At 40.3% G+C, this 25,273-nt stretch carries 26 protein-coding genes and 1 tRNA gene; 9 read left to right on the forward strand and 18 right to left on the reverse strand.

Going from position 1 to position 25,273, the window contains the following annotated elements; all coding sequences use genetic code 11:
• Nucleotides 1-123: 123 nt before the first annotated feature.
• Nucleotides 124-2,010 carry an ATP-dependent zinc metalloprotease FtsH2 gene (ftsH2, locus tag TOL9009_RS0114765; RefSeq protein ID WP_029633486.1) on the reverse strand — a complete coding sequence of 629 codons (1,887 nt, stop codon included), beginning with the start codon at nt 2,008-2,010 and terminating at the stop codon, nt 124-126.
• Between the two features lie 553 nt (nt 2,011-2,563).
• On the opposite strand from ftsH2, the gene TOL9009_RS43495 reads away from it, so the two are divergent.
• Nucleotides 2,564-2,794 (forward strand): hypothetical protein, encoded by a 231-nt coding sequence (locus TOL9009_RS43495; protein WP_072022141.1) that lies wholly within the window; start codon nt 2,564-2,566, stop codon nt 2,792-2,794.
• A gap of 67 nt (nt 2,795-2,861) precedes the next feature.
• On the opposite strand, the gene TOL9009_RS0114770 is transcribed toward TOL9009_RS43495, so the two are convergent.
• The 7 genes from TOL9009_RS0114770 to TOL9009_RS0114800 form a co-directional block, all read right to left on the reverse strand.
• On the reverse strand, nt 2,862-3,359 hold the full coding sequence (locus TOL9009_RS0114770; RefSeq protein WP_029633487.1) for a hypothetical protein: 498 nt from the start codon (nt 3,357-3,359) through the stop codon (nt 2,862-2,864).
• A gap of 205 nt (nt 3,360-3,564) precedes the next feature.
• A complete protein-coding gene (gene gltX / locus TOL9009_RS0114775; RefSeq protein WP_029633488.1) occupies nt 3,565-5,007 on the reverse strand; it encodes a glutamate--tRNA ligase in 1,443 nt (480 codons plus the stop codon).
• A 74-nt stretch (nt 5,008-5,081) separates the two neighbouring features.
• Nucleotides 5,082-5,155 (reverse strand) — tRNA-Asp (locus TOL9009_RS0114780).
• A 153-nt stretch (nt 5,156-5,308) separates the two neighbouring features.
• Nucleotides 5,309-6,949 (reverse strand): serine/threonine protein kinase, encoded by a 1,641-nt coding sequence (locus tag TOL9009_RS0114785; RefSeq protein WP_029633489.1) that lies wholly within the window; start codon nt 6,947-6,949, stop codon nt 5,309-5,311.
• A gap of 53 nt (nt 6,950-7,002) precedes the next feature.
• Nucleotides 7,003-8,634 carry a serine/threonine protein kinase gene (locus TOL9009_RS0114790; RefSeq protein WP_398344627.1) on the reverse strand — a complete coding sequence of 544 codons (1,632 nt, stop codon included), beginning with the start codon at nt 8,632-8,634 and terminating at the stop codon, nt 7,003-7,005.
• 314 nt (nt 8,635-8,948) lie between these two features.
• Nucleotides 8,949-10,142 (reverse strand): esterase-like activity of phytase family protein, encoded by a 1,194-nt coding sequence (locus TOL9009_RS0114795; RefSeq protein WP_029633491.1) that lies wholly within the window; start codon nt 10,140-10,142, stop codon nt 8,949-8,951.
• Nucleotides 10,143-10,679: 537 nt separating this feature from the next.
• Entirely contained in the window at nt 10,680-12,155 is a 1,476-nt protein-coding gene (locus TOL9009_RS0114800) for a TM0106 family RecB-like putative nuclease (protein WP_029633492.1), read from the reverse strand.
• Nucleotides 12,156-12,311: 156 nt separating this feature from the next.
• Between TOL9009_RS0114800 and TOL9009_RS0114805 the strand changes: the two genes are divergently transcribed.
• The 5 genes from TOL9009_RS0114805 (at nt 12,312) to TOL9009_RS0114825 (ending at nt 16,007) form a co-directional block, all read left to right on the forward strand.
• Nucleotides 12,312-13,499 carry an aminotransferase class V-fold PLP-dependent enzyme gene (locus TOL9009_RS0114805; RefSeq protein ID WP_029633493.1) on the forward strand — a complete coding sequence of 396 codons (1,188 nt, stop codon included), beginning with the start codon at nt 12,312-12,314 and terminating at the stop codon, nt 13,497-13,499.
• A gap of 152 nt (nt 13,500-13,651) precedes the next feature.
• Nucleotides 13,652-14,725, forward strand: coding sequence for a glycosyltransferase family protein (locus tag TOL9009_RS0114810; protein WP_029633494.1), 1,074 nt, complete (start codon nt 13,652-13,654; stop codon nt 14,723-14,725).
• Between the two features lie 33 nt (nt 14,726-14,758).
• The gene (locus TOL9009_RS39200) at nt 14,759-15,256 is read left to right on the forward strand and encodes a hypothetical protein (RefSeq protein ID WP_051502903.1); all 498 of its coding nucleotides are present in this window, start codon (nt 14,759-14,761) and stop codon (nt 15,254-15,256) included.
• On the forward strand, nt 15,253-15,552 hold the full coding sequence (locus tag TOL9009_RS0114820) for a hypothetical protein (RefSeq protein WP_029633495.1): 300 nt from the start codon (nt 15,253-15,255) through the stop codon (nt 15,550-15,552). Before TOL9009_RS39200 ends, TOL9009_RS0114820 begins: the two co-directional genes overlap by 4 nt.
• 41 nt (nt 15,553-15,593) lie before the next feature.
• Complete coding sequence (locus TOL9009_RS0114825) at nt 15,594-16,007, forward strand: secondary thiamine-phosphate synthase enzyme YjbQ (protein ID WP_029633496.1); 414 nt, start codon at nt 15,594-15,596, stop codon at nt 16,005-16,007.
• Between the two features lie 129 nt (nt 16,008-16,136).
• On the opposite strand, the gene TOL9009_RS0114830 is transcribed toward TOL9009_RS0114825, so the two are convergent.
• A complete protein-coding gene (locus TOL9009_RS0114830) occupies nt 16,137-16,598 on the reverse strand; it encodes a helix-turn-helix domain-containing protein (RefSeq protein ID WP_242055399.1) in 462 nt (153 codons plus the stop codon).
• Between the two features lie 52 nt (nt 16,599-16,650).
• Complete coding sequence (locus tag TOL9009_RS0114835) at nt 16,651-16,959, reverse strand: type II toxin-antitoxin system HigB family toxin (RefSeq protein WP_029633498.1); 309 nt, start codon at nt 16,957-16,959, stop codon at nt 16,651-16,653.
• A gap of 478 nt (nt 16,960-17,437) precedes the next feature.
• Here TOL9009_RS0114835 and TOL9009_RS0114840 point away from each other — a divergent pair, with 478 nt between their 5' ends.
• From TOL9009_RS0114840 to TOL9009_RS0114850, 3 genes are all read left to right on the forward strand, one after another.
• The gene (locus TOL9009_RS0114840) at nt 17,438-18,181 is read left to right on the forward strand and encodes a hypothetical protein (protein WP_029633499.1); all 744 of its coding nucleotides are present in this window, start codon (nt 17,438-17,440) and stop codon (nt 18,179-18,181) included.
• Nucleotides 18,182-18,383: 202 nt separating this feature from the next.
• The gene (locus TOL9009_RS0114845) at nt 18,384-19,925 is read left to right on the forward strand and encodes an HlyD family secretion protein (protein ID WP_260675897.1); all 1,542 of its coding nucleotides are present in this window, start codon (nt 18,384-18,386) and stop codon (nt 19,923-19,925) included.
• A 93-nt stretch (nt 19,926-20,018) separates the two neighbouring features.
• Nucleotides 20,019-22,163, forward strand: a complete 2,145-nt coding sequence (locus TOL9009_RS0114850; RefSeq protein ID WP_029633501.1) for a peptidase domain-containing ABC transporter — start codon at nt 20,019-20,021, stop codon at nt 22,161-22,163.
• Between the two features lie 262 nt (nt 22,164-22,425).
• On the opposite strand, the gene TOL9009_RS0114855 is transcribed toward TOL9009_RS0114850, so the two are convergent.
• From TOL9009_RS0114855 to TOL9009_RS0114890, 8 genes are all read right to left on the reverse strand, one after another.
• Entirely contained in the window at nt 22,426-22,662 is a 237-nt protein-coding gene (locus TOL9009_RS0114855) for a hypothetical protein (RefSeq protein ID WP_029633502.1), read from the reverse strand.
• 32 nt (nt 22,663-22,694) lie between these two features.
• Nucleotides 22,695-22,916, reverse strand: a complete 222-nt coding sequence (locus TOL9009_RS0114860; RefSeq protein ID WP_029633503.1) for a hypothetical protein — start codon at nt 22,914-22,916, stop codon at nt 22,695-22,697.
• Between the two features lie 218 nt (nt 22,917-23,134).
• Nucleotides 23,135-23,269, reverse strand: a complete 135-nt coding sequence (locus TOL9009_RS49350) for a hypothetical protein (protein WP_260675898.1) — start codon at nt 23,267-23,269, stop codon at nt 23,135-23,137.
• 127 nt (nt 23,270-23,396) lie between these two features.
• On the reverse strand, nt 23,397-23,549 hold the full coding sequence (locus TOL9009_RS47325) for an ATP synthase subunit c family protein (protein ID WP_186227564.1): 153 nt from the start codon (nt 23,547-23,549) through the stop codon (nt 23,397-23,399).
• A 70-nt stretch (nt 23,550-23,619) separates the two neighbouring features.
• Entirely contained in the window at nt 23,620-23,826 is a 207-nt protein-coding gene (locus TOL9009_RS0114875; RefSeq protein ID WP_029633505.1) for a hypothetical protein, read from the reverse strand.
• 64 nt (nt 23,827-23,890) lie between these two features.
• Nucleotides 23,891-24,253 (reverse strand): hypothetical protein, encoded by a 363-nt coding sequence (locus tag TOL9009_RS0114880; RefSeq protein WP_029633506.1) that lies wholly within the window; start codon nt 24,251-24,253, stop codon nt 23,891-23,893.
• A 373-nt stretch (nt 24,254-24,626) separates the two neighbouring features.
• Nucleotides 24,627-24,797, reverse strand: a complete 171-nt coding sequence (locus tag TOL9009_RS47330) for a hypothetical protein (RefSeq protein WP_186227565.1) — start codon at nt 24,795-24,797, stop codon at nt 24,627-24,629.
• Between the two features lie 109 nt (nt 24,798-24,906).
• Nucleotides 24,907-25,260, reverse strand: a complete 354-nt coding sequence (locus TOL9009_RS0114890; protein WP_029633507.1) for a hypothetical protein — start codon at nt 25,258-25,260, stop codon at nt 24,907-24,909.
• Between the last annotated feature and the right edge of the window lie 13 nt (nt 25,261-25,273).

Here is a 25,273-nt window from a genome sequence, read left to right on the forward strand (position 1 = left end):
CTTGTGCTATATAGCCACACTCAAAAAAAAAGGGAATGGTAAATACCATCCCCCTAACAACGTTCGCTGAAAGCACGTATGACTACAGTTGCTTCAAATCCAATTCCGGAAATGCTGGATACATTACAACTGAGGTGCGTACTGTTGCTTTTCAGGTACTTCAGTGTATTCAGCTAGAATCTGACGGAATTCTTCGCCATCAATAGTTTCCTTTTCGATGAGCAAATCCACCAAGCGATCGGTGACGGTGCGATTTTCGCGAATCAATCGCTTTGCTAAGTCATAACACTGCTCGACAATTTCCCGAACTTGGGAATCGATGCGACGAGCGATCGCTTCGGAATATTCAGATCGCGTCGTCCAATCACGACCCAAGAATACTTCTCCTTGCTGACTTTCCAAAGACAGCGGACCCAAGTCAGACATCCCGAAACGTGTTACCATTTGTCGTGCCATTCCTGACAACTGTTGCAAATCTCCACCCGCACCAGTAGTCACTTCCGCATGACCAAAAATCACATCTTCAGCTGCGCGACCACCCAAAGCACCAGTAATTCTTGCTTTCAACTGAGAGCGGGAAATTAAGCCTTGTTCTTCGTTGGGAGTAAACCAAGTTAAACCCTGCGCTTGTCCCCGTGGAATGAGGGTAACTTTTTGTACTGGGTCATGGTCTTTAAGCAACGTCCCGACCAAAGCGTGTCCGATTTCGTGGTAAGCAATCAAGCGTTTGCTCTTACTATCTACCAAAGGAGTACCTTCCATCCCCGCAACAACGCGATCAACTGCGTCATCAACTTCTGCCAGAGTCATACCTTCTTTACGGCGTCTGGCGGTGAGAATAGCTGCTTCGTTGAGTAAGTTAGCTAAATCAGCACCAGTGAAACCAGGAGTACGGCGAGCGATCGCTTCTAAAGATACACTCTTATCTAGTTTCTTATTCCGGGCGTGAACTTGCAAGATTTCCAAGCGTCCTTTGATATCCGGTGGATCAACAGTTACTTGTCTGTCAAAGCGTCCGGGACGCAATAATGCTGCGTCTAATACATCAGGACGGTTGGTAGCCGCAATAATAATGATGCCAGTGTTACCTTCAAAACCATCCATCTCCGTGAGGAGTTGGTTTAGGGTTTGCTCTCTTTCATCGTTACCGCCACCGATACCAGCACCGCGCTGTCTACCTACGGCATCAATTTCATCGATAAAAATGATACAAGGAGCGTTGTCTTTCGCTTTCTTGAACAAATCGCGCACGCGAGACGCACCGACACCAACGAACATTTCTACGAATTCCGAACCGGAAATACTAAAGAAAGGTACACCAGCTTCGCCAGCGATCGCTTTTGCTAGTAAAGTTTTACCAGTTCCCGGAGGTCCAACTAACAGCACTCCTTTGGGAATACGTGCACCTACAGCAGTAAATTTTTCTGGTTGTTTCAGGAAGGTGACAACTTCTTGCAGTTCTTCTTTAGCTTCTTCGATGCCTGCTACGTCGTCAAATTTGACTCCTGTTTTTGCCTCCATTTGAAAGCGAGCTTTAGACTTGCCAAAATTCATCGCTTGTCCAGGACCACCAGGAAGGTTGCTAGAGCGTCGGAACAAAAAGAACAATCCAGTAATCAATAGAATTGGAAAAATCAGATTACCTAAAAGTCCCCAGATAGCTCCATCATTCCGCATCGGGTGAGCATCAAAACTAATTCCTTTGGTTTTCAGCTTAGAAATTAGCTCAGGAGCGCTCATCGGCAAGTCTACCCGCACTCGTTGGACGCGATTATCGAGTTCTGGATCGACCGCTTCGACAATTGCTGTCCTACCACCTTCATAAAGATCCACGCTTGTGACTCGATCTGCATCCAAGTATTCCAGAAACCGACCATAGGTCATGCGGGTACTAGCTGTGTTTTTAGTCATGTCCGCAGGAGAGCCAGCAAACGCTCCTTGCCAGAAGAAAAAGCCAATTACCAAAGCAGGCAATGTCCAGAGTACTAGGACTCTCCAAGAGAATTTCATTTTAATTTGCCTCTAGATGCCAATACAATTAACCAGTAGTAACTGATGGTGCTGACAAGTTCCGGCTGAAGTGCGAAGTATGAAGTATAATTTTGCGGCTCGAACCGAAGCATACTACTTTATCCTTCATCGTTCATCCTTTTTTTGCTTACCCTGTCACTACGCTGTGAAACGGATGTTTATAAATCCATTTTGTTTAATCTGATGTTTTACATGCATCCTCATAGAGCTATTGAAGCGCTACGGCAAATCCATAACATCATTAAGAATCTTAATTAAATTTAACTTAATTCTAATACAATCCACCAAAAAAGAAACTGAGTAAGTCGGGAATGGAGAATTTTCTCTAATCGATAATCTAGCTAAATATACTTATAACCGAACAAACATGACGTTAATCAGATACTAAATTACCACTAAAGTAACGGTATGTTTTCTTACTTTACTCACTACTGTGCATTCGCTTCCATTTATACGATTAAGGCATGAGACATCAAGCCACATAAAAGTTTGCTGGCTCAACCGAAAATAATTGAGTAAAGGAGATTTCGTGATGAAACGGATTATCGCTGGCATAATAGTTGCTCTACCATTAGCTATTGCCTCCATACCAACATCGGCATCAGCACTAGAGGTCATCGTCAACCCTCGTGTTCACGCATCTCAAGGCAGACCAGTATACGTTGCGCGAGGTAGGCAGCAGCGTCGGGTGTATATTCCTGGACATTGGGAGAGAACACGTCAGGGTCGAAGATGGGTTCGTGCTCACTATGAATACAGGTAACACTTAAAACTGCTTTTCAAGGCAATAAAAATTGCCTTGAAAAGTGAGTCTTTACAAGTATTCTCATTTACTTTGCTTCTGTAATCTCTAGAGTGTAAGGGAGATACCTGTTTTTGTGGTAAGAACCAATCCAAATTTTGTAAATTCCAGGAAGCCATTCGCCAACAATGCCGGGATTTTCGCCGTCAAACTCATCATTACACCAGCTGCCACCAGGTCCGATGACGATCAGTGTAGTATCTTCCGGACTGTCTACTTCTAACTTCAGGTAGTCGAATCTATTTATTAGCTCCAAGGTATGATCTGGTTCTTCATCCACAAACCCAGTACAGGGACCCGTTGCAGTTTCTGCTCTCCCAGCGACTCTTCTGGCACGTATGGAACCACCACTCATACCTCGAACTACCAAGGGGTCTGGGGAAAACTTGCCGCCAACACGAATATCTCCAAATATGGGTGGTGGCACTTCTTGAGCATAAGCAACAGTATTAATTGCTGATGCCACTAAAAGCGTAACTATCGTGAACGATAATTTTATCCCTCTATTTAGTAATGTTTTCGGCATTTTATTTACAGGATTTTTCTAAGTGTTTTTTAAGACACTAATTTTACACATCAAGTTCCCAAGACGCGAGGAATTGACTACTGAATTTCAGGAGAACACAAACTTTTATCCTGCATAGCGATCGCTAAAAAATAATTACCTAGTTGCACCCATTATGCAATCAATCGTAGAGACGTTCCGGACGGAACGTCTTTACAAGTAATGGCTAATTACTTTTTGCGATCGCCTCAATCAAGCGCGGCTTATCTAAATTAATCTGATTAAGTAGTAACCACGATTGAATTAAGTCCGGACCGTGAACATCTCCAGTTAAAGCGGCACGGAGACTACGCATTACCAAACCTTTCTTGACATTTTGCTGTTTAACTACCTGTTTGATAATGTCTTGGGCGCTAGATTCACTCAGTTGCTGATTATCTACAGCAGCGATAATCCCCTGTAATGTAGCAGCAACACCGTCTTGCTTTAATTGAGCCACTGCCTCATCGCTAAATGGTACTGTTTGGGTGAAAAACAGTTGGCTCATCGCTACCGCATCCGTCAAACGAGTCATGCTTGGCTGAATTAAAGTAACTAACTGCTCTAACCAAGAACGTTCTCGTCCTTGGTCAAATTTATATCCTTCTTTCTCCCAATAGGGAATAATCAAATCTGTCAATTTATCCACTGGCATTGAGTGAATATACTGACTGTTCAACCAATCAAGTTTCGCCCAGTCAAATTTCGCTCCTGCTTTATTCACGCGCTCAAAGCCGAATTGCTTGGCAGCTTCTTCTAAGGTGAAGATTTCCTGCGTTGAGTCTGGAGCCGACCAACCTAATAAGGTCATGTAATTGACTAAAGCTTCCGAGGTGAAGCCCATTTCCTTGAAGTCAAAGATGGAAGTAACACCATCCCGTTTGGAAAGCTTGCGCCCATCGATGTTCAAAATCAGGGGTGTGTGGGCAAATTCGGGAATTTTTGCGCCAAAGGCTTCATAAAGCAGAATTTGTTTGGCTGTGTTGGCAATGTGGTCTTCTCCTCTGATGACGTGGCTGATTTGCATATCCATGTCATCAACTACAACCGCAAAATTGTACAGTGGCTGACCAATTCCATCTTCTGCGGCACGAGCGATGACCATATCACCGCCCAAATCGCTGCCTTGCCAGCTCATGTTTCCCCGTACCAGGTCATTCCAAACAATTTCCCGGTTGTCTTCAATTTTGAAGCGAATCACAAAGCTACGCCCTTCTGCCTCAAAAGCTGCTTGTTGAGAAGGGGTGAGGTTGCGATGACGGTTGTCGTAGCGGGGAGCCTCGTTTCTGGCTTTTTGAGCTTCTCGCAAAGCCTCTAGTTCTTCGGAGGTGGTGTAGCAGCGATAAGCCAACTGTTTATCTAGGAGGCTTTTTACTGCTTGTTTGTAGATATCCAGGCGTTGGGATTGGAAAAATGGTCCTTCATCCCAAGTTAATCCTAACCAGCGCAGTCCCTCTAGGATATTTTCAGTATATTCGGGACGCGATCGCTCGATATCTGTATCTTCAATTCTCAAAATAAATTTGCCGCCTTGGTGACGGGCAAATAACCAGTTAAATACAGCGGTTCTCGCCGTACCAATATGCAAATTCCCAGTTGGACTTGGAGCAATACGCACTCTGACAGTCACAGCAGATTCTCTCTTCACTAAAGCATGATTAATGTAGCTTAGATTTTGGATTCAATCCAAACTTATTTATTTAACGGGACTGACGGGGCTCGAACCCGCAACTTCCGCCGTGACAGGGCGGTGCTCTAACCAATTGAACTACAGTCCCACAACATTGCACTTTTCCAATTATGCTCATTCTCTGTCTGTTTGTCAAGCTTTTTTGGAAATTAGTTATTTGTTGGTTGTTAGTTGTTAGTGGTTAGTTGTTAGTGGTTAGCAACCAGTCTCCTTGTCTCCTTGTCTCCTTGTCCCCATTACCTTATCTATGGCATTGGAGATGCCGCAATATATGAAATTGCATTTTTTTATACTCCTGTTTTAAGAGGTTTTTACTCAACTGGGACAAAGATGAGGGAGGTAAGCTTTGACTGTGTTCTAGCCAGGTTTTCAACATTTGCCGCTGAGTTGGATCGATGCCACTACTAATTACATTGGCGCAGGAATGGGGTGCTTCTGAAGTAAAGAAAATCAGAGGATAGCGTTCATTTTCAGCCAATGAAGACACTAATTTCTGATTTTGGGGATTTTGCATATCCAGGTAGCAGGGAAGCCACTTGGGTTCGAGTCCTTTGTTATAAAGTACAGTCAGCCACAGCAGCATCGGATGGGGAGAGGTGACAAAAATAAATTGGTTGTAACGAGTACAAAAAGCGCGGTTGTTTATCTCTTTTTTAGACATCATCAGCAGTAGTGCTGCGAATCCTTGTTCAACGTTGATAAGTTGAGGAAAAACAATTTCCTGAATTGGTTTGTCTTGAGGCCAAAATAGTTTCCAACAGGCTTTTTCTACTATTAAAGGTAAGCCAGAACCCAAGGGAAAAGCTGGGGAGATGGGGGAGAGGGGAGCTAGCGCGTTGGGGTTCAACACTTGGCGGTTGCCTGTACCGTGCCGCCAAAGTGTTGAACCTGAAAGGAGGTCACGAGCGTTGTAGCCACTTGCGGATAAGGAAGTGATGCTAGCGGTGTACTCTGCTTTGATTAAAGTTGCAGGCAAGGAGACCAGATAAGTGGACTGATCTAGTTTTTCTAAGATGTTTAAGACTTGGGTAATATTTTGGGGACGCTCTGAAGGTGCTTTCGCAAGACAAGCCATGATTAAATCATCAAGCTCTTTGGGTAATTTGAGGTTGGGATTAATATCGGCGATCGCTCTTGGAGTTTCAAAGTGATGTGCTTTATACCAAGCACCAAATAAGTCGGTTTCTGGTTGCCAAGGTTTTTTACCTGTAAGCATTTCATACATTGTTACACCCAGACTATAAATATCAGAGCGATTATCTAATTTTTCTCCTTCTAATTGTTCCGGGGAACAGTAGGGCAAAGTACCATTAAATCCTCTAGTTGTGCTGGTTGTTGCCGAAGACTTTAAAAATTTAGCAATTCCAAAGTCTAAAATTTTTGCTAACTGACCTAATATCGGATCGGGTATAACTAATATATTGGCTGGTTTAATATCTTTATGAACTAGCTGATATATTTCTTCGTCAATCTTAATACCTTCATGAGCGCATTGTAAGCCTAAACAAATCTGCCGTCCAAGAGTAATAAACATCGCCAAAGGGATAGGAATTAAATCCTTTAAACTCTTGCCGCACAGATATTCCATGACGTAAAATGGTTTGCCTTGTTCACTCACGCCATAATCATGTGCCCGGACTATATGTAAGCTTTTTTGACTTAAAATTGCACATGTACGAGCTTCACGGGCAAAGTCCTCTTGCATCCGAGGATTTGTAACTGTTTGAGAAAGGAACTTGATGGCAACTGGTATTCCTCCTAATAAGATGTCCGAAGCTAAAAATACTTCACCCATACCTCCCTTACCAATTAGCTGCTTTATTTGATAACGATTGGCAAGCAATTCAGTCTTATTATGACAAGCAAATGCACTTTTATTCACTTTTAAAACCTCTGCGCTTTCACAATTAAAAATTTAAATATTGTCTAAGTTAATTATGCTATATTTTCCGGACGCAAGAAAAAGTTTATTAAATTAGAAAATATTTTTAATAGCCAAAATTTTACATTTGATTTAGTGTTTTTTTTATTTAGTGTTAAATTTAGTAAAATTTCTGGTTTAATCTTTTCGTACTCTGCCTTGAGAATAACTTTAGCTTGATTGGAATTAATAACTTCAGAGGAATTTTCACTAAGCTCTAACCAATTTGCAAGTTGCTGACGCTGGCTAGGAGTAAGAATTAAAGTCTTGACATGAGCGCAGTTAGTTGGTTCTTCAAAAGCGAAAAATAGCAGATGATAGTAACCAGTTTCTGCTAATATTTGCACTATTTTTTGTCCTTTACTATCTTTCATATCCAAGTAATAAGACAACCACCGCGTTAAAGGCAGATTGGCATTATATAAAACTGTTGTCCACAATATCATTGGATAGATATTCATTTTAGAAATAAAGTCAGTGCCATTTGTTTTATCTAAAAATTTGCTAATTTCTTTTTTGGGTAACATTGCCCAAAAAGTTGGCGTAGTTCCTTGAGGAGTGTGTAGTAAATGTGGAAAACCAATTATAGCAATTGGTTTATTTTTAGGCCAAACTTGGTGCAAACATTCTTTTTCTGATATTGAAGTAAGAGGAACTAATTGCACGGAAGATGAGCTTTTCAAGCTATTGCTACTATTGTCAGTTTTATCATTAAGCTGTATTTTTACCTTTTCTAAGATTGTTAAAATTTGGCTGATATTTCGTGGGCGATCGCTCGCTTCTTTTGCTAAACAACTTATTACCAATTGTTCTAATTTTTGAGGAATTTTGATTTGAGGATTCACTTCCTCAAAGGTTGGTGGTATTTGAAAGCGATGAGCCTGATACCAAGTGCCAAAGGATTGGCTTGTTGTGTAAAATGGATGCTTCCCTGTTAGCATCTCAAACATCAACACTCCTAAACTGTAAATATCAGAACGCATATCTAGCAGTTTACGTCCTTCTATATGTTCTGGAGAACAGTAAGGTAAACTGCCAATAAAAGAATCTGTAAGTGTCATACCAGCACGTTCTGTTAAAAACTTAGCGATACCAAAATCAAGGATTTTTACTATTGCTCCAACTTTGACATCTTCAACGATAAATATGTTTTCTGGTTTAATATCTCGGTGAACAACTGGATAAATCTCTCCTTTGAGGCTGATACCTTGATGAGCGCACTGTAACCCTAAACAAATCTGATGAGAAAAATCTAAAAATTGCGGTAGGGTTAATGTTTCGTTTTTTAAAAAATTTTTTAAATTTTTACCTGGAAGATATTCCATTACACAGAAAGGAATTTTTTCTTCGGTAATTCCGTAACTCAATACTCGGACAATATGTTTGCTTTTGCGACCTAATTGAGCTCCAATAAAAATTTCTCTAACAAAGCGCTGGGACATTTGCTGATTTACCAGACTCAACGAGAGGATTTTAATTGCAACTGCCATCCCATTTTTTGCAGCGTCTTCTGCTAGGTAAACTTTACCCATACCTCCTTTGCCAATTAAATCTCTAATTAAATATCGATTATTTAAAAATTTCCCTATATAAATATCTAATTCTTTTTTTGGCGTTCCCATGCTATTAATTTTATTGGCTACCATAATTGTTTTTAAGAGTAAATTAATAAAACATTCTTTTTAATATCTAATTTTATCTTCTAAAAATATAAAGTATTTTATAGATTCAATTAGGTGAGATGAAAAATAACAAAAATAAAGGTGAATTTTTGATAAAACCACACCGAATATCTATGTAAAAGCTTTTAAATATTATGTAACATGTTTATCAAGCAATGCGAATGAGAAATTACACGTAACCCGAAATTAAGGTTAATTAAATTGCTTAAGTATCACCGTAAAAACACTGAAGAAATAAATTGAAGATTAGATATCCTACTAATACGACGCAGCAGCAGTTAAAGCTTGAAGTTCGGTGGGACTAAACGGCGTAGTAACCTGATCAGCCCTGATTCCATTCTGAGTCTAAAGGCTAGTATTTGAGTGCGTTGCAGAGGATTGAAATTGTTGTCGCTGACAAGAATTAATGAGGGTTGTCCATCAGGTAGTTTTGAACCAAAAGTTAAACCTTCGATGTTGTCTAGCAACACGTCTAATTTTCTTAAATCTAACAGTAATTTTTTCTGAACTGGTTTAATGCTTTTGGTATCAGCTTGTTTCATACTCTCGATATTGTGAATGTCATCGGCTTCTTCTAAGGAAACCTGAAATAAAGCAATATAAAACCCTAAGCCTGTAAAAGTCCGCTCTAAACCAAGGAAGTCACCTCGATTATCAACCGCAAGTAAATCAGGTAAACCGCTAGCGAAATGTTTAGAAATATCCAAAAGCGGTGCGACTGGTTCAGTCTGATAAAGAAATTCTTTTTCTAGCTGCTTAGTCAGCAGGTTATATTGCAAAATACGGCAAGAAGTACTAGTATTTGGTTTGGCTTGTGAACCATCTTGAATTAATGCGTTTTCGGTGGCTGTAAACAGTTTCTTTTCGTTGGGTGTGATGGTGAGGCTTTCAAATGCCAAATTGTTACGAATACCTTGTTTACCATTTTTATCTGGTAAAAATTTTTGAGGTATTGCTAATGTTGTAATTTCTTTGCCAGAAGATAATGAGAATTCTTTAATAAAAGGATTGATTAATTGGTTAACATCGCCTTCAGAAGAAATAAATACAGTATCTTTGCTAGTTAAAGCAATGCCTTCTGTGTCAGTCTCACCAGTCGGGAACTTCTGACCATTTTCATTTAACAATGTGGTAACACCGACGGGAACAACGCCGCCATTTGTCAATTTACCTTTGGTCAGGTCTATTTTTAGGGTGTAAAATCGTGCGGGAGCTTTTTGACCACGGTCATCGGATATAGCGTAATAAAGATTTTTTTGGGGGTCGTATGTAATTCCTGAGAATCCTCCAATTGTGGTATTTTGGAAAGTTAAATTGTTTGGTAAAGTAGCTTGTCCGATAAAATTTATGTCTGTTATTTCGACCGCGTTAATGGGTAAGTTGTTGAATAAAAATAAGATGCTGATGACGACAAGTGCAATAGAAAACCAAATAATTTTTGGTTTCGTCAAGACTTTTTTAATAAGCTGCATAATAAGCTATTGTCAAAAAGCGAAAGACACAAATAGAATATCATAAATAGCTAATAACGAATATCTACTATTAACGTAAGTCAGTATAATTAAATATAATAAAGGTTTTTGCTCATAATGAACGCTATTTTCGCTCTTGGCTTTTGGTCAGGGTTTTAAGCAGATCATATCATGTCCGCTTAATCAGCTTCATAAAAACATTCCAACCGTCGTGGAGAGGTTTCTTTCGTAATATCAATCCTATGTGAGGCTGCGCTTTATCGCACTGTGCCAAGCGCACGCTACAAAGAAGAGGTGCGAGATTGCTGGGGCTATACAAACAAGGAACACCTTTCTGGGCTAATTAGGCGCATCTTCATATAGAAATGGTATAAGGTCTCTACAACATGTCTGAATTGTCGAACATGATATTAACCCTTTAGTAATAATATTTGTTTATTTACACCTACCTGACTTGAAAATTAGGGAAAGGGGAAAAATAAATTTTAATGTGTCCTGCTGTACGCACTAACTTGTTGGCTATTGAGTAATTAACACTTAATTAGAAAGAATTTTATGTTGACGAAGATAATATTCATTTTGAAAAAAGTTAGCTAGCCAGTCTTTAACGTTGCGAGTAGCGCGACAGTCGTCTTCGTTGTAGCGTTGGATAATTTCTAGCAAAGCCCGATCGCCTGTTTCTAGCCACTTGTCATACCAGTAAATACATTTAGCACCACTAGCCTCTGAATCCCGCCATTCAAATCCTAACCATTTAGCGATCGCTTTCAACGCATAGCTTTCTATCGGCAATGCAACACTTTGTATTAATTCTTCATATACATCCACAAATCTATTCAATACAGGTGCTACATCTCGCTGCGGTGTGTGGTAAAGTCTCGCCAGTCGTTTGACTGTATCTAATTCGTAAACGCAGAAATGATAAATCGGTGCTTCCGGATACTGCCAAACTAAGTTCAAAAATTGCTGCCAAATTAATTCTTCTTCCTCTGCCTTTTCTGCCAGGAATGAATAAAATTTTTCGGTTTTGGCTTGTCTATCAACTACCAAAACCCCTAAGAGATAATCTAAATTTAAATCTGGCTGCGCTTCAATATCAAAGAAAATCTCGATGGGCGCTGTAAATGTGATATCTTCTGTTGGTATCGCGTAAGGTAAGAGAAACGGACGATTTTTAACTATAGATTCAGCTTGCACTACCAACTTCAGCGCTACTTCGCTGTCAAACCCAACCAAATTTTCTAGTTCGCGGGGAAGAGTTTTCGCTAAAGATTCCACTGTTGTGATGGAAAGTGCTTGGAGTTGAGTGTAGCGAAGGGGTGTGACTCCTGGTAATAGTGAAAGGTGTTTTTGAGAATGAGCGATCGCATAACAGCTACTGTACCAGTGACAAAGATTACACTTCTGGCGGGCAATAAACACCTCTGGTGCCGCAGATGATTCTAAAGTTAGAATAAACTCTTCCAAAATTGAGATCATTTGCGGTGTCCATTTAGACAACTCCACCTCATAACTCGTCATTTTAGTACGCAATATCAACCAAGCAGCTTCAGGTTCAACACCTTGCACCGTCGCCAAAACTTGGGCGTGAAATGCTGCCGAAACTTGATATTCTTGTTTGGGACGCTTACCTAGTTCGATAGTCGTCGGCACGTACATCCAATCTCCAAAATTGGATTGTCCTGGCTGTTTGAATAGTAAATCTGGACGGGAAAGCAAAGTGTATTCTTCACCATAAGTAATTAACAACACACCTTTATAAATGCAATCTACGCCTTGTTGCATCAATTCTAAAGTCGCTTTTGCCCCAGTTTCCCAGTCCCCATAAGGATAATCAGGTTGGTGATAGCTCAACGGTGTCAAAATACTCTGTTGATGAGCGATTTTGTCTTGTAGCAATTTTTGCAGCAAGTCATTGGCGGGATCTCGCTGCCTTTTATCACCGTAAATATCTAAAAAAGGTCGCCGCTTACACCGTTGGTATTGCAGCAGATGTTCAGCATTAATTAACATTCCTTTAAGCTAACAAGAATTGGCACTAATCGGAGTAATCTACATGAAAAAGAGGGGGAAAGGGGAAAGGGTAAGGGGGAAAGGGTAAGAAATAGAGACTGGTTGCTAAATAATAACCAATAACCAATAACAACCAACCATTAACAACTAACAATTATGACTAGTATTTCTACAGCACAAATCGAGTTGCATCGTTACCGTCAGCAATTTCCAGCTTTAGCTAATAAGACTTATTTTAACTATGGGGGACAAGGACCGATGCCGCAAAGGGCTCTGGATGCGATCGCTTTGTCCCAAGCACATATGCAGGATATAGGTCCTTTCAGTGGTGAGGTGTATCGCTGGCTGGCGCCAGAATATAAAGCAGTGAGAGGGGCGATCGCGTCAGAATTAAATGTCCCACCGGAAACAATCTCTCTCACGGAGGATGTAACTGTCGGTTGCAATATTGCTATGTGGGGTCTGGAGTGGCAAGCCGGCGACCATATGCTGCTCACAGACTGCGAACATCAAGGTATTATAGCGATCGCACGAGAAATTGGGCGCAGGTTAAAAGTGGAAATTACCACTTGTCCTGTAATGGCAACTTTAAATGAAGGCGATCCCGTTGATGCGATCGCCCAACACTTACGTCCTAACACACGGTTGCTGGTGTTGAGTCATATTCTCTGGAACACGGGTCAACTTTTGCCACTTGACAAAATTGTGGAAGTGTGCCGAAATAACGATGTAAGAATTCTCGTAGATGCGGCACAATCTGTTGGCTCAATGCCTTTAGATTTAACAGAATTAGGTGCAGATTTTTATGCTTTCACAGGTCACAAGTGGTTGTGTGGTCCTGGGGGTGTGGGTGGTTTGTATGTGCGACCAGAAGTACAAGAAAGTCTGAAACCGACCTTTATAGGTTGGCGTAGTGTTGTGATAGATAGTCAAGGAAAGCCTGGAGATTGGCATCCAGACGGACGACGTTATGAAGTAGCTACTTCAGATTTTCCACTATACGCTGGCTTAAGGGAAGCGATCGCTATCCATCACGAATGGGGAACACCTGAAGAACGTTATCAGGAAATTCTCCGTTTGAGTGAGTACCTTTGGCGAAGTTTGGCAACGCTACCCGATGTAAAATGTCTGCGGACTTCCCCACCAGAAAGCGGTTTAGTCTCATTTAAACTGACAAATAACAAACCTCAAACTAGCCAGCAACTGGTACGATTTTTAGAGTCACAAAAGATATTAACTCGAACAATTGCCGATCCAGATTGTGTACGCGCTTGCGTCCACTACTTTACACTAGAATCGGAAATCGACCAATTAATTGACGAAATTCAGAGATTTTGCAAATAAGTAATATGGGGCATTGGGCAATTTGAGGAGGGGAAAAGGGGAAAGGGAAAAGGAGAATAAAAAGAAGTTTTGTGAATTTCACTTGGACAATGCCCAATGCCCAATGCCCCATGCCCCATGCCCCATGCCCCATGCCCCATACCGAATTTAATATGGAACGTCCAATTTTATACATTGCTATTACTAATCACGGCTTTGGTCATGCTACCCGCACTGCATCTGTAGCGGCAACAATTCAAAAGTTATGTCCCGAAGTCTTGTTAATTATGGTGACGACTGCACCACGGTGGTTGCTAGAATGCTATATAGAAGGGGATTTTATTCATCGTCCCCGCGCATTTGATTTGGGTGTTGTGCAAGCAGATAGCTTGATAATGGATAAAGCAGCCACTTTGGAAAAGTTGCTGGAAATTAAAAAAAATCAGAATTCGCTGATTGCCTCTGAAGTGAATTTTATTCGCCAAAATCGCGTTAATCTAATTTTGGCAGATATTCCCTTTCTCGCTTCCTTGATTGGCAAAGCAGCTAATATTCCCTGTTGGATGATGAGTAACTTTGGCTGGGATTTGATATATCGAGATTGGGGAGGGGAATTTCTAGAAATTGCTGATTGGATTAGTGAATGTTATTCAAAATGCGATCGCTTGTTTCGTCTTCCCTTCCACGAACCGATGCAAGCTTTCCCAAATATCACAGATGTGGGTTTAACTGGTGGTTCTCCTCATTATTCCGCAGATGAATTACGATCTACTTGGGGAATAACTGCTCCAATAGAAAAAACTATTTTACTCACTTTTGGTGGCTTGGGTTTGCAGCAAATTCCTTATGAAAATCTGCGACAATTTCCCGATTGGCAATTTATCGTCTTTGATAAATCTGCCCCAGATTTACCTAATTTTGTGAAAATAACTGATAAAAAATACCGACCTGTAGATTTTATGCCGATTTGTGGACGAGTTGTTTCTAAACCTGGTTTTGGCACTTTTGCTGAAGCCACACGATTAGGAGTGCCAATTGTTTCACTAACTCGTGATGACTTTGCCGAAGCTGCTTTTCTGTTAGAAGGTATTACCAATTACCATCAGCATCAAATTCTTACTCCTAAAGAATTTTTTGCAGGCAATTGGGACTTTCTCAATCAAATACCTCATCAACCAAAGCAATCTCAACCGATTGCTAAAGATGGCAATGAAGCTATAGCTAAAGCTGTAATTAATTATTTTTAGACTAAATAAAAGTCTTTAAAGCAAGGATTAAGAGTGGAATCTTCAACACCAGACAAAACCACTTTGGAATTAGCTGCCCAGGATGTTCGTCGAGTCTTAAAAAGACAAAAGGAGGAAGGACAAATTTTACTTACCCAAACGAACATCCTATTTGTTACAAACACTGCATTGTTAAGCTTTCTGACAATCTCAAAGTTGCTTCCTGTCTTCAGCCTATTCAGCGTGCTGGAAATATTGTTGTTTTTCTTCAATTTTACGCTGCTAATGTGGGCTTTATTACCACGTCAGTATTTTATTAGCCCTAATCTAGAAAATGAAAATTTTCAGCATAATTATTTATTACTATCACCTGAAGAATATCAATTAAAAATGCTTGCCAACTTCATAGCGACTTATAATGCAAATAAGCCACGATTAGAGGACATTTCCCAATCGTTGAAATATGCTACTTACATCACTGCTGGAATTGCCTTGGTTGCTTTGTTACATCAATTGACGGTTTATTCTATTCCCGAACTACAAAAACTATGAATACTAACCAAGATGATACAATGCTTTCTAGACATTGGCGTTTACCAAAACCAGATTTAGATAACATTACAGTTTTGGCACACAATCTGCCTAACAAACCCATACTTCCCTGGAATAACTTCGACTCTCCTTGGCTAGATACGGAAGCACAGGAATTAAAGCTACTATTACGCGTTGCTTTGCGAAACTATGAGTTGGCATGGTATATTATTATCCCATTACTCATATTGTCATCAGCAACTCAATCTAACCATAAAACAAAAGTAGAAAACAGCCAAATAAATCAACCTACTTGAAGTGTTAATTATTTTTACAAACCTCAATATTAGCGGTTTCTATGACTCACTACCAAAAATTACTAAAAATTCCCACTATGGGCAAATCTTTGTATAATATCACCCCAAAGATTGAGGCTATAGTTGCAGAATCAAGCGTGGAAATTGGGCTTTGTACACTATTTTTGCGTCACACATCAGCTAGTTTACTGATTCAAGAAAATGCCGATCCAGATGTACTTTTGGATCTAGCTAATTTTATGGCAAAAATCGTGCCCGAATCAGCTAAGTACATCCACAATGCCGAAGGTGCCGACGATATGCCAGCACACATCCGCACTGCCCTGACTCATACCTCAGAACACATCCCCATCAATCGAGGTCATTTGGTGCTGGGAACTTGGCAAGGAATTTACATTTGGGAACATCGGCAACGCAGTCATACTAGAGAATTGGTTGTCCATATTTCTGGATGACAATAGACATCTGGATCGGTTGACTGTAGATCTTGTGATTTACAGACTACAACTAATCGTCAATTAGTAGAAGATTCATGACAATGTACCCATTTTATTTAAAACAGGTAAATGTTTCGGTAGTTAAAATTAGGCTAATTCTAAGAAATTTCTCTCTGATGGATTCACTGGAAAAAATACAGCAGGTGAAACTTTAAAAAATTCGCCAAGTTTTTGAATGTGTTCAACAGTTAATTTACGTTTACCTTTGAGTACGTCAGAAACAATTGATTCTGTTTTGAAAATAGGAACTAAATCTTTTTGTTTTAAATTTAATTCCTCAACCAGAACCTTAAGAAGTTCTATTCCATAAATATCCGGAACTAAATCTTGTTGTTCTTCGTATTCATGAATTAGCATTCCTAATATATTTAAATAATCTTCTTCTTCCTCTCCTAATTCACCTTTGTCAAGTAACTTATCAATTATTTTTTGAGTTTTTTCAAAATCTTCGTCAGATTTTATGGGACGGGGAGGGAAATATGTAAGTAATTCTTGATAGCTGATATCGTTGTATGCCATTTCACCATTCTGTGCAATTATGTTTTTCATTATTTATTAAAGCTAAGATTGATACAATACCAATCTTAGGTTTGCTTAATTTTTAGTTACTAAACCATTCATCATTTTTCCATTTATCTGTATCATATTCTTCATGAGTAAGGAACTCGCGAATATATATACATTTTCTTTTATAGTTAATACAAGTTATTAAACGATATTTATTTCCTCTAATATCAAAAATGACAAAGTTTTTAACTTGGTCAGGGGCAAAGACACATGTGTTTTTTACATCTACAAAACTATTCCAGTCTTGTGCTTTCACAACTTTTTTCCAGGCTTGTATACTCGATTCAGCATCCGGATATTTTTCGGAAGCTTTTTTAAGTCTGGTTTCTGTAATGATTCGCATTTAAGGGTTTTCCTCTACAAGTTATAAGTGGTATCAATTGAAATCTCCTATATTTACTTGGGCTGAAAAAATCTTAGCAAATTGCGAAGTGCCTTGCAAGTGGGTAAATCTTTGACGGCAGGGTAAAATCTAATGCTAGTGCTTAACCGATTTTTCGATTCTTGTCATATTTCCCGATTTGGGCTTTATGAGTAAATGATTCATCAAACCGTTGACGCCATTTTTCACGCGCACGGGGGCATGGTTGCGGGGGCTGTCTCTTTCATGGGGTGTTACCTCGACGTGAAAGCTATGCTGGTAACGCATTATACTTTATTTTTAAGTTCTATTTTGTTTCAGTCCCGATAAGTATAGTAACTAAAAAGTTAAGTTTATTCCTATTTGATTTACTTCTGATCTACTGCTCGATTAAACTAAGGCTTGTTGCTTTGTGCAGCAGTTTATAAAACTGTAAAGTGCTGGAGTGATTGAAATTTATATGAAGCAAAATCTGACGTGTATTCATAGTTTCAGTATTCTTGATGAAATCATTGCCCAGCAGTCTATTAATCAGTTGTCTCTCAATCCGCAGAAAACTTTAGCTACCAGTTTTGCTGAACTGGGAAGTTTAGTTACTGAAAAAACTAATGAAATTCACCTAATAACATTTTTACAAAAGAGTTTAGAGCAAATAATTTCCGCTTATTTGGACAACTTCCCAGAAAATATTTTCTGGGATTTTGATTTTTTGGTAAGTAGTATGTTAAGACAGGCTTTAATAGCAAATGATGCTATTGAGTTTTTAAAATGTTTTTGTAACAAGATAGTATCGCTGTTGGAGTTGTGCGGAATTAAAACGAAAATACGCTTTCGCTACGTCCACGACTTTATTTATGGCTTTGAGTGGGCAAGATGGGTGCAAAAAAAACCAGAAACTCGCGCTAAGGAAGAACCTTTTAGTTTAATTTTTTTAGATTATTTGCTTGCTAAAGGTGAGGAAATTTTGCAACTCATCTCTCAGGATAAAGCTAATCATTATAAACCTTGTAATAAAGGCTATCGCAATCCTTATTGTTTTTCTCGCGAACCAGAGGATGAACACCGTATGTTAACTTATCTTGCTGTTAATCAACTCATTCCGGTGACAGCATGGAATTGGAATGCTCAACCAGTATGGAATAAACCTTTCCACGAACTTCGCGAAGAGTTATCATTAAAGCTGAATATTCCGAATAAGAGTTAGTTGGTTGTTGGTTAAAAACTACTGCTAATTATTAGACTTGCAAAAATATTTTCCGGCAAAAGTGGTAGCGATCGCACTGTTTTAGGAGTTACGCAAAAACTCTCCCAAACTCTTATTTTTATACGTTCTCTGCGGTTTGTTTATTCATCATTCTGCGTAAGTCCTATGTCTATCGATTTTTTCATTCAGATGTATATTAACCGTGTCTAAACTAGATTTAGCTTCTATCAGTAAACCAAAAACTGAGTCTGGGATTAATCCTGACTTGCTCCACCCTGTTACGCCAAACGAGTTTTTACCCCCGATTAGTTGTTGGAGTACCGTAGGAGGAGTTCTACTCCTAGTGATTTTTGGTGCTGTTATTATGCTTGCAGCCATCTTCAAATATAAAGTCATTATTAAAGCTCCAGGGACAATTCGCCCGACTGGAGAATTGCGCTTAGTGCAATCAGCAACAGAAGGAAGAATTAAAAGTATTGCTGTGCAGGCTAATCATGTGCTTAAGCAAGGGGATGTCATCGCCACAATTGACGATTCTCGCCTACAAACCCAAAAAAAGCAACTGCTTACAAATATACAACAAGCTAGACTTCAACTATCTCAACTTGATGCCCAAATTCGTGCAATAGAAGCACAGGTAGCAGCTCAAAGCGATCGCACTAATCGTGATGTCAATTCAGTACAAGCAGAACTCAGCCGCAGCGAAAGGGATCTAAAAGACAAGCAAATTAGCTCAATTGCTCAAGCAACAGAAGCGGGAGCCAATTTAAAACAAGCCCAAAAGGAATGGCAAAAAACACAGTTAAAGTTGAAATCAGCTTTAGCAAACTTCAAGTCTAGTGAGGCTGCTTTCAAAGCAGCAAAGGCAAAACGAGACAGATATCAGCCCTTAGCCGAAAGCGGATCGATTTCAATAGATCAATTCCAAGAAGCACAGCTAGCAGTTGAGCAACAAGAACAACTCCTAGAGTCGCAAAAAGCTACTGTCCAAGAGTATCGAGAAGCAATTGGGCAGCAACAACAAGCTATAGAAGCAGCCAAAGCAAGAGTGCAAGCAGCATTAGTTTCCCTTAATCCCAGCGATGCGAACGTGGTCATCTCAAAAGAGAAAATTGCCGCAGAAATCGCCACAGGTAAACTCAACCTTGCTTCTTTAAACCAAGAAAGAGAGCAAACGATACAACAAAAAGTTGAAATTCAAAAGCAATTGAGCAGCAACACACAAGAACTTCAACAAGTCAATAAAGAAATTACTGATACTATTATTCGTGCCTCTGCCTCTGGCACTATCCACGAACTCAATCTGCGTAACCCTCAACAAGTAGTACGCTCTGGTGATGTCATTGCCAAAATTGCTCCTAGTGATTCACCTTTGGTAATTAAAGCCTTGGTAGCATCTGAGGAAATTCCCCAAGTAAAAACAGGTCAAAGGGTGGAAATACGAGTTGCTGGTTGTTCCTATACCGACTACGGCACTCTTTTAGGGAAAGTCAAAGCTATTTCTCCAGATGCGATACCTACAGTAAGCTACGAAAATCGTACTTCTACTGAAGATGCGAGTAGCACAACTACAAAAACAGGCACTTACGAGGTAACAATTAAGCCTGAAGGTATGGAATTAACGGCTGGAAGTCGCAAGTGTGCGATTCAATCGGGTATGGAGGGGAGGGCAGATATTATTTCCCGTCAGGAGACGGTTTTGACGTTTGTGTTACGAAAGGCAAGACTGCTGACGGATTTGTGATGGAATTATATGAAAATATGAAAAGTTTAGCAAGCTGTGCGTGAGCGGTAGCCAGACACAGAAAGCCGACGATCCTAAGCTGTTAAAATTTCAATGAAATATCCAATTGTTCTCCAACACAGCGAAGAAGACTGTGGTGCAGCGTGTCTTGCCACCGTAGCCAAATCCTATGGACGTAAATTTGCCATCTCGCGTATCCGTGAGGCAGTTGGTACAGGGCAATTAGGAACAACGCTTTTGGGGTTACGTCGAGGGGCGGAAATTTTAGGCTTTAATGCCCGTTCTGTCAAAGCAACACCTTTGCTTATCGATCGCCTTCACGAAGCCCCTCTACCAGCCATTATTCACTGGAAGGGCTATCACTGGGTTGTTCTACATGAACGCAAAGGCAAAAAGTACGTCGTTGCAGATCCGGCAATAGGTGTGCGCTATCTTACCCGTGAGGCACTTACAGAGTCCTGGATGAATGGGGTGATGCTGCTGTTAGTGCCGGACGAAAGCCGCTTCTACGAGCAACCTAATGACCGGATTGCTGGCTTTGGGCGCTTCTTACGTCGCATTTGGCACTATCGCCACCTAGTTGCAGAAATTCTACCCCTAAACCTGGTAATTGGGCTGCTTTCTTTAGCATTTCCCCTGTTGATTCAGGTACTCACTGATGACGTATTAGTGCGAAGAGATACAGAACTGCTGGTGACAGTGGCGATCGCTGTTTCTGCCATGATTCTCTTCAGTAGTCTGTTACGCCTAATTCAAGCACATCTGGTAGCTCATTTTGCCCAACGCTTAGAACTAGGATTAGCTTTGGAATTTGGAAGGGCTATTTTGCAACTTCCCCTCAGCTACTACGAATCTCATCGCAGTGGGGAGATTGTCAGCCGCTTGCGGGACATTCGGGAAATTAATTTGTTGATTTCCCAAGTCGTCACCACTCTGCCTAGTGAGTTATTCGTCGCTTTGGTGTCTTTGGGGTTAATGCTGGTGTACAGCTGGCAGCTTACCATCGCGGCGATCGCAGTAGCTTTTCTCATGAGTCTATCAACCATAGTCTTTTTGCCTGCTTTACAACAAAAAACCCGTGATGTTTTAGTTACTGATACAGAAAACCAAGGACTCTTAGTTGAGACTTTCAAGGGAGCCTTAACCCTCAAAACCACTAATGCTTCACCTCAAGCTTGGGAAGAACTGCAAAGTCGCTTCGGTTCCTTAGCAAATGTCACCTTCAGATTGTTAAATATCAGTATTATCAACGGTGTCTTTTCTAACCTAATCTCTGAGATTGGTTTTCTTGCTATTCTCTGTTTTGGCAGCATTTTAGTCATTCGGCGAGAACTTACCATCGGTCAATTGCTGGCATTCAACGGTATGAATCGCAACTTTATAGCACTGATTAGTACTGTAATCAACTTTGTTGACGAGTTCGCCCGTGTTCAAACCGCTACCCAACGCCTCAGCGACATCATCGACGCTAAATCAGAGGTTCGGGATAATGCCCCTCAAGATTGGGCAGAAATTCCTGCTGATGCTGACATTACCTGCAAAAATCTCAACTTCCATCACGTTGGTCGAGTGGATTTGCTGCAAGACTTTTCTATTACTATCCCTGGTGGAAAGGTGACAGCGCTGATTGGCAAGTCAGGCTGTGGTAAAAGTACATTAGCAAAACTAATTGCCTCTCTCCATACACTGCAATCTGGCAATATCCGCTTTGGGCGTTACAATCAATCTGATTTGTCTTTAGATTGTTTGCGTCAACAAGTTATCCTGATACCTCAAGAAGCGCACTTCTGGAGCCGTTCGATTATTGAAAACTTTCGCTTCAGCTACCCTCATGTGACTTTAGAGCAAGTGGTAAATGCTTGTGAAATTGCTGGTGCTGACGATTTCATCAGCGAACTACCCGACAAATATCAAACTGTGCTGGGTGAGTTTGGGGCAAATCTTTCAGGGGGACAACGGCAACGGTTAGCGATCGCTCGTGCAATTATCACCGATCCACCCGTCCTAATTTTAGATGAATCCACTGGCGCACTCGACCCAGTGACGGAAGCCGAGGTACTCGATAAACTACTGGCACATCGTCAAGGTAAAACCACGATTATGATTAGCCATCGTCCGAGAGTAATTCAACGCGCTGATTGGATTGTCCTACTGGATAAGGGTAAACTCAAACTAAAAGGAACCCCGGAAGAGTTGAGCCAACTTCCGGGGGAACATCGGGATTTTTTGAATCCGTAAATTATAGAGAAATAGCTGTGTTTAGTTAGGGCTTGCTGAATGAATGTGTAATCTAGTCCAGATAAGGGGTTTAAGCCTTTTTTCACCAAACAAATGCACTTGTTTAACATCTAGAGTCTCAAAACCCTTGCACAATCAAAGCGCGATCGCTAGGTAAAGAAAGGAAACTGAGCAACGAAACAACCATTTTGTAACCTGTGTGGCTTCTAGATTCGCTTTAAAGACTTATTCAGCAAGCCCTAGTTAATCCCACATTCCGCGTTTATGCAACGCCGTCTAATTCCATATAAAATTTAGAGTTTGTTAAAATTTCAACAGTGCTAACAGTAATATTTCCTCCTGGTGCCTTAAGAGATCCTGTATCAGTAACGATCTTGTTTCCAACTCCTCCTAACAAGAACTCCTCATCATGTTCAGCTAATGGCACAATAAGTTTTGCCTCATATGAGGTAGTCAAGGTAGGCAGCAAAAAATTTTTCTTGGGGATTTGGCGAAACATTGTTTGAACTCCTTTGTGGTTTTAAAATCAATTTATTGTTTTGCTTTATTTACCTGACTGAGCAATGAGGGGAGCGCGATCGCACTAGAAGTCGTGTCACCCGTTGCTGTAATAGTGATATTTCCTCCTTGCAAGGAATTCCCTCCTGACAAGGACTCCTCGCTGTATTCGTCTAAATCAACAACTATTTCCGAGAATTCTTTAATATTCAAGCTATGCTTTAATCGGTTTTGAATTAGAGACTTGTGAAACATATTTCAACTCCTTTTTATACTGCTTTGAAAAAACATCTGAGCTTATTACTTAATTAGAGTTGTTCTTGACTGGCTTACATGAGTTAATTCATGGGATATTGCTCCTCCTTGACAATTGCTGGCTTCAATTTCATAAATCTCTCGATATAAGCTTCGATCCAATTGCAATAGCTGTTTTTTGGATTTCGTACTCATGGTTACTGTCCAAAAGAATCCTATTAAGGTATTTTATTGCTTCTCCAATTATCACTGCAAGCAACCAATGCAACTGAATGCGTCTGGCGATCGCTCAAGTCTTGCCAAAGTCTTTTAGAAGGTTTTGATGAATTTTCAAGTGGTTGCTTGCGAAACATGGCTACCTCCTTTGTTATTACTTATACTCTAACTCCAATGCATTTTAACTGAATATATCGCAAATGGTATTACATCAGGGTGGGAACGCTATAACCCTCGTATTGGCGGACTCGGTGGATGATAAATTTATAAGGTTAATATCAATGTTCCTCTAATTTTTCCTTCTGCTTCTGGTTGTCTAGCTCGATCCACTTCGTCAATCAATTCGCCTTTATTCATGCCTCCAGAAAGCTTTTCTGCTTGTTGGTCATTTAATTCTTGCCAAAGCTTTCTTTTCATCGTCCTATCCTCTTGAGAGCTAAATTTTGGAACGGTGCAATCATTATTTGTGTTCATATATTCAGTTTCATTATGCGCTAAAGGGATTGGCGAAAAGTAGGACAAGAGCATTTGGCGCTTTAACAGATGAGCCACCAGACAATGACTCTTCATTGTATTCATCTAGTTCCACTACAATTTTCGGCAATGAGGAACTGTTTGTAAGATTTTGTGATGAATGCTTAATTGATTTCTTACCAAACATTTTTAACTCCTTAGCTATTTGATTTTTAGACATTTTCTTCACCTGAAAAATCTCATGAACCTATCCCACTAATATCAGAAATGAGACAATATATCTGCTAATGACTCTTACAGAAATCCTTGTCTCTGCCCCATGAGAGACAGATCGTGAACTTCTTTGTATGTATGTAAATCACACCTTTTTGGGGGTCTTTTGCTGTACCAAGCTTATTGACTGCATTGCTGGCTGCGGTCTCAACCTCTTGATCTGTTACTAAAATCTTGCGGCTATTAAGATGCCGCTTTATTTCCCTCGCAATTTGTTCCTTCGTCGCGTTTCTTGTCTCCAATCCAATACCCACTTGAACAGTCTTTGAGTTTGTAGAGGTCTGTGCCATTATTACAGGAACATATATTCCTATTGAGAGTGCAAGGCTTAAACCCAGAGCAAAAAGTCCTACGGGTTCTTTGACCAATTTCATAACTACCTCCTAAAGGAGTTTAACCGCCAATTAATCAGTCGGTATGAATAAATCATCACGGTTTGTAGCTGTGCTTTCAATACGGTTCGGTTAAGGATTTTTCGTGGTAATTTAGGGTATGTAGAGACGCGATATATCGCGTCTCTACAAGATTTTTGGTTTATCGAATTTTCTTATCCGAACCGTATTGGCTGTGCTTTAGTGCTAAAGCGCAGCTACGATACGATTCTAGAGATTTGACATTTCGTTACTTACCTCGTACAAGCTATTTAAACAGAGTATTTCTGTGTAACGCTCTTCTGTAGTAAGTAAGCAATAGACGCTACATCGGCTTCTCATAGAGTAGGGTCTAATGTTCTACCCCCAGAATTAGTTAAAATCTAAGCACAAGAATAGGAAAGATTACCGGAGGAGTTTTGTCTTCAGGTCCATTAGGTCCTCCCCCTGATAGTTGAGCAGCTACCTCATCATTGAGTTCTGTCCATAGAGCTTGAGTTTGCTGCTTTTGTGTGGTTGGCGATTTCTGAGATTGCTTTGTATTCATTCGATTTTCTCCTGTATATAACTTGACTAAAGTTTTAGAAGCCGTAGGTAGCGTGTGCTACACGATAACACGGCATCAGAAGCGCGACAATTGAATTGAATGCTACGAATTAAGCGTCTTGATGAAAGTGGCAAATGACAGAGCGAACATCGAAGGAATCGTTTGGAACACCACTGATACGCAAAACATTATTGCCATTGTTTAAAACATTTCCTGCCAGCGTCACAGTTTGTGTCTGCCAATTCCCATCATTGCTAAACAAATTTCCCACATCTGTATTGTTCACGAAAACATTGGGGCTGCCAGCAGTAAGCCCCCTTACCATAAAAGAGATGTAGGCAGTACCAGGAGCGTGTCGTCCTCCAGTATTAAAGCCCTCAGTGATGGTAAGTCCATCAGGCGCTGTTACCGTCCTCTGTTGAGTATCAGCAAGAATGGTGATAAAGTCACTAACTACAGGCATATCATTACCTCTA

Origin of the sequence: [Scytonema hofmanni] UTEX 2349 (assembly GCF_000582685.1) — a bacterium.
Taxonomy (GTDB): domain Bacteria; phylum Cyanobacteriota; class Cyanobacteriia; order Cyanobacteriales; family Nostocaceae; genus Hassallia; species Hassallia hofmanni.

Coding starts and splice junctions, on each gene's coding strand:
- TOL9009_RS0114840 (WP_029633499.1), top strand. CDS start 17,438: ATGAAGCAAAATCTGACGTGTATTCATAGTTTCAGTATTCTTGATGAA.
- TOL9009_RS47325 (WP_186227564.1), bottom strand. CDS start 23,549: ATGAAAAGAAAGCTTTGGCAAGAATTAAATGACCAACAAGCAGAAAAG.
- TOL9009_RS0114860 (WP_029633503.1), bottom strand. CDS start 22,916: ATGTTTCACAAGTCTCTAATTCAAAACCGATTAAAGCATAGCTTGAAT.
- TOL9009_RS0114770 (WP_029633487.1), bottom strand. CDS start 3,359: ATGCCGAAAACATTACTAAATAGAGGGATAAAATTATCGTTCACGATA.
- TOL9009_RS0114850 (WP_029633501.1), top strand. CDS start 20,019: ATGAAATATCCAATTGTTCTCCAACACAGCGAAGAAGACTGTGGTGCA.
- TOL9009_RS0114830 (WP_242055399.1), bottom strand. CDS start 16,598: ATGAAAAACATAATTGCACAGAATGGTGAAATGGCATACAACGATATC.
- TOL9009_RS0114805 (WP_029633493.1), top strand. CDS start 12,312: ATGACTAGTATTTCTACAGCACAAATCGAGTTGCATCGTTACCGTCAG.
- ftsH2 (WP_029633486.1), bottom strand. CDS start 2,010: ATGAAATTCTCTTGGAGAGTCCTAGTACTCTGGACATTGCCTGCTTTG.
- TOL9009_RS0114835 (WP_029633498.1), bottom strand. CDS start 16,959: ATGCGAATCATTACAGAAACCAGACTTAAAAAAGCTTCCGAAAAATAT.
- TOL9009_RS47330 (WP_186227565.1), bottom strand. CDS start 24,797: ATGAATACAAAGCAATCTCAGAAATCGCCAACCACACAAAAGCAGCAA.
- TOL9009_RS49350 (WP_260675898.1), bottom strand. CDS start 23,269: ATGTTTCGCAAGCAACCACTTGAAAATTCATCAAAACCTTCTAAAAGA.
- TOL9009_RS0114790 (WP_398344627.1), bottom strand. CDS start 8,634: ATGGTAGCCAATAAAATTAATAGCATGGGAACGCCAAAAAAAGAATTA.
- TOL9009_RS43495 (WP_072022141.1), top strand. CDS start 2,564: ATGAAACGGATTATCGCTGGCATAATAGTTGCTCTACCATTAGCTATT.
- TOL9009_RS0114890 (WP_029633507.1), bottom strand. CDS start 25,260: ATGCCTGTAGTTAGTGACTTTATCACCATTCTTGCTGATACTCAACAG.
- TOL9009_RS0114855 (WP_029633502.1), bottom strand. CDS start 22,662: ATGTTTCGCCAAATCCCCAAGAAAAATTTTTTGCTGCCTACCTTGACT.
- TOL9009_RS0114820 (WP_029633495.1), top strand. CDS start 15,253: ATGAATACTAACCAAGATGATACAATGCTTTCTAGACATTGGCGTTTA.
- TOL9009_RS0114795 (WP_029633491.1), bottom strand. CDS start 10,142: ATGCAGCTTATTAAAAAAGTCTTGACGAAACCAAAAATTATTTGGTTT.
- TOL9009_RS0114825 (WP_029633496.1), top strand. CDS start 15,594: ATGACTCACTACCAAAAATTACTAAAAATTCCCACTATGGGCAAATCT.
- TOL9009_RS0114875 (WP_029633505.1), bottom strand. CDS start 23,826: ATGTCTAAAAATCAAATAGCTAAGGAGTTAAAAATGTTTGGTAAGAAA.
- TOL9009_RS0114880 (WP_029633506.1), bottom strand. CDS start 24,253: ATGAAATTGGTCAAAGAACCCGTAGGACTTTTTGCTCTGGGTTTAAGC.
- TOL9009_RS0114800 (WP_029633492.1), bottom strand. CDS start 12,155: ATGTTAATTAATGCTGAACATCTGCTGCAATACCAACGGTGTAAGCGG.
- TOL9009_RS0114810 (WP_029633494.1), top strand. CDS start 13,652: ATGGAACGTCCAATTTTATACATTGCTATTACTAATCACGGCTTTGGT.